Source organism: Paracraurococcus ruber (assembly GCF_004353985.1).
GTDB lineage: Bacteria > Pseudomonadota > Alphaproteobacteria > Acetobacterales > Acetobacteraceae > Paracraurococcus > Paracraurococcus ruber.
This window is the reverse complement of the sequence record NZ_SMOA01000453.1, coordinates 1-2,912: the sequence shown is the minus strand read 5'-3', so window position 1 is coordinate 2,912 and position 2,912 is coordinate 1. Positions and strand designations below refer to the sequence as shown.

The window sequence follows — 2,912 nt, the reverse complement described above, 5'->3', positions numbered from 1 at the left end:
ATCATCTGCTTTCCGATCTTCGATCTCGTTCATGCCGCACATCATCGTTCCGGGTTCGCCTTGGGCAAAAGGGTGTCCAGGGAAACCGGGTGCAGCTCAAGGATCATTGGCGCCGAACGCTTCCGCGCCATGATCGGCCCTGACGTGATGCCGACACCAATGACACCCGATGAGTTCGCTACCTTCGTACACCGGGGGCGTGAGCGGGTGACAGGCATCGTGCGCGAGCGCAACTTACCGATCAACTGACAATAAGTCGGCGAGACGATGAGCGCGGCCGCTGCGCTCGCGGAGCACACCTCAGCGGCGAGGAACATGCGGGACGATGGACACTTACAAGACCGCCCAGAGCTTCGTCGTGCAAGCGCAATGCGGAACGGTGGGCGGCCTGTTCCGGCAACGCGCACGGCTTTGCCCGGATGCTCCGGCACTGGAAGGTAGCGGCCGCGTTCTGACGTATTCTCAGCTGAACGAAAGAGTAAACCGTACGGCCAACCTTCTGGAGGCCATGGCCATCGGTCGCGGTGACCGCATTGCGGTGGTTGCGGAGAACTGCCCGGAATACATTGAGCTCCAACTGGCCGCTGCGCTGCGCGGTGCCATTGTGGCGGCCCAGAACTGGCGTCTCGCGGTTCCTGAGCTGCAACACTGCCTGAACCTGGTGACGCCGCGCGCCATCTTCGCCTCGGAACGGCATGCTGGGAAGCTCGAGGAACTCGATCCCGGCGAGGCGCGCGTGATGCGGCTCGGGGCATCCTACGAAGCGGCGCTGCAGCGTGCCGCTGCTACGCCACCGACAGACCAAGCCGAGCCGGACGACGGGCTGCTGATTCTCTACACGAGCGGCACGACAGGGTTGCCGAAAGGCGCCGTGATCAGCCATCGTACGGAGATCGCCCGTGCCATGCAGCGGCTTGCGGAATACGCATTGCCGCGTAGCGCCACAGCGGCGGTCTGGGCTCCGCTTTACCACATGGCCGGGACGGAGGAGGCACTCGGCACCCTCCTCTATGGCGGCCATGCAATGATGCTTGACGGCTTCGAGCCAGCGCGGCTCGCCACCATTGTTGCGGAACACAGGCTCGGCTGGCTGCGCCTGATGCCCGGCATGATCGCACCCCTGATCGATGAGATACGCCGCCGGCGCGTGACGCCACGCGGCATGGCCCTCTGCGGCACCATGGCGGATCTGGTCCCGGCACATCAGATCGCCGAAATCACCAGCCTGCTGGGCGCACCCTATGTCAACAGCTTCGGCTCCACGGAGACCGGATCAGCACCCGCTTCGGCGGGGCTGATCCCGGTTGGCGAGGTGCCGACTGACCTCGCCAAGACCCAGACCTCCTTCTGCGAGTTGCGGCTCGTGGATGCCGACGACCACGAGGTACCGGACGGAGAAGCCGGCGAGGCGGCAGTGCGTGGGCCCACCGTCTTCAGCGGCTACTGGAATGCACCCGCGGTGACGGCGCATGACTTCCGCGGGGGCTGGTTCCACATGGGTGACATGTTCCGTCGTCGAGCAGACGGCAAGCTGGATTTCGTTGACCGCGTGAAATACCTGATCAAGTCGGGCGGCGAGAACATCTACCCCGCCGAGATCGAGCGCGTGATCCTCGGCGATCCGCGCGTTGCCGATGCCATCGTCGTGCGCCGGCAGGATGCGACATGGGGTGAGGTGCCGGTTGCGATCGTGGCCCGCAAGACTACCGAGTTGGGTGTGGAGGTTCTGAACCAGGCCTGTCGCCGCTCGCTCGCCGGATACAAGCAGCCGAAGGGCATCCATTTCGTGCCCCTGGACGCGCTCCCCCGCAGCACGACGGGCAAGATCCAGCGCCACGAGGTGGAGCGTTGGCTGATCGAGGGGCGGATCCCGGCGGAGGAGGGTTGAGATATGTCACTGAACGGAAAGGCCGCCGTCACCGGTATAGGTGAGACGGACTACACCTGCGACGCCGGCGGCCGCAGCGTGCTGGTGCTGCAACTGGGCGCCGCGCTGAAGGCGATTGCCGATGCCGGACTGCAGCCCGCCGACATCGACGGCATCGTCATGCCGATCAGCGCCGGGACGGTTGCCGAGGATTTCGTGACGAACTTCGGTATTCCCGACCTGCGCTTCTCGACTGCCACGCCGCTCGGCGGCGCCGGTGCCGTGGCAGCCGTGCAATGCGCCGCGGCGGCCGTGGCGGCCGGGATCTGCCGGCATGTGCTGCTGCCGCTCGGGCGCACCGGACGCACCGGCAGCCGGATCGGCACTCGCATCCACCAGATGCCGCAGTTCCGCACTGTGGGTGAGTTCGAGGCACCAGTTGGCGCCCTGGCTCCGGCGCAATACTACGCTCCGATGGCGCGGCGGCACATGGAGCTGTTCGGCACCACCAGCCGGCAACTCGCCGAGATTGCGGTCACCACGCGGCAGCACGCCATCCTCAATGGCAATGCGACCATGACCGCGCCGATGTCGATCGAGGACCACCAGGCATCCCGCATGATCGCCGACCCGTTGCGGCTGCTGGATTGCAGCCTCGAGAGCGACGGCGCGGCCGCGGTGGTGGTCAGCGCCGCCGAGATTGCCCGCGACATGCGGCAGCCACGCGTGCTGCTGACCGGTCTCGCCGAAGGGCATCCGGATAGTCCGAGCACCATCACCCAGCGGCCCGACATGACGCGGCTCGGCCTGGCCAAGGCGGCGCCGCGCGCCTTTGCCATGGCCGGCGTTACGCCGGCGGATATCGACGTCGCCGAAATCTACGACTGTTTCACCTACATCGTTCTGTGCCAGCTGGAAGACCTCGGCTTCTGCGGCTGAGCTGCACCCGGTTTCCCTGGACACCCTTTTGCCCAAGGCGAACCCGGAACGATGATGTGCGGCATGAACGAGATCGAAGATCGGAAAGCAGATGATGGGCCTGTGG

Annotated in this window: 3 protein-coding genes; all 3 read left to right on the top strand. The window is 65.8% G+C overall.

What is annotated here, in order from left to right; all coding sequences use genetic code 11:
* Nucleotides 1–249: hypothetical protein (locus E2C05_RS33625; RefSeq protein ID WP_158292479.1), on the top strand; the 249-nt coding region annotated here is incomplete at its 5' end.
* 76 nt (nt 250–325) lie between these two features.
* The gene (locus tag E2C05_RS30610; RefSeq protein ID WP_133223389.1) at nt 326–1,888 is read left to right on the top strand and encodes a class I adenylate-forming enzyme family protein; all 1,563 of its coding nucleotides are present in this window, start codon (nt 326–328) and stop codon (nt 1,886–1,888) included.
* Nucleotides 1,889–1,891: 3 nt separating this feature from the next.
* Nucleotides 1,892–2,806: a thiolase C-terminal domain-containing protein gene (locus E2C05_RS30605; protein WP_133223388.1), complete on the top strand. Its 915-nt coding sequence runs from the start codon at nt 1,892–1,894 to the stop codon at nt 2,804–2,806.
* Nucleotides 2,807–2,912 lie beyond the last annotated feature (106 nt).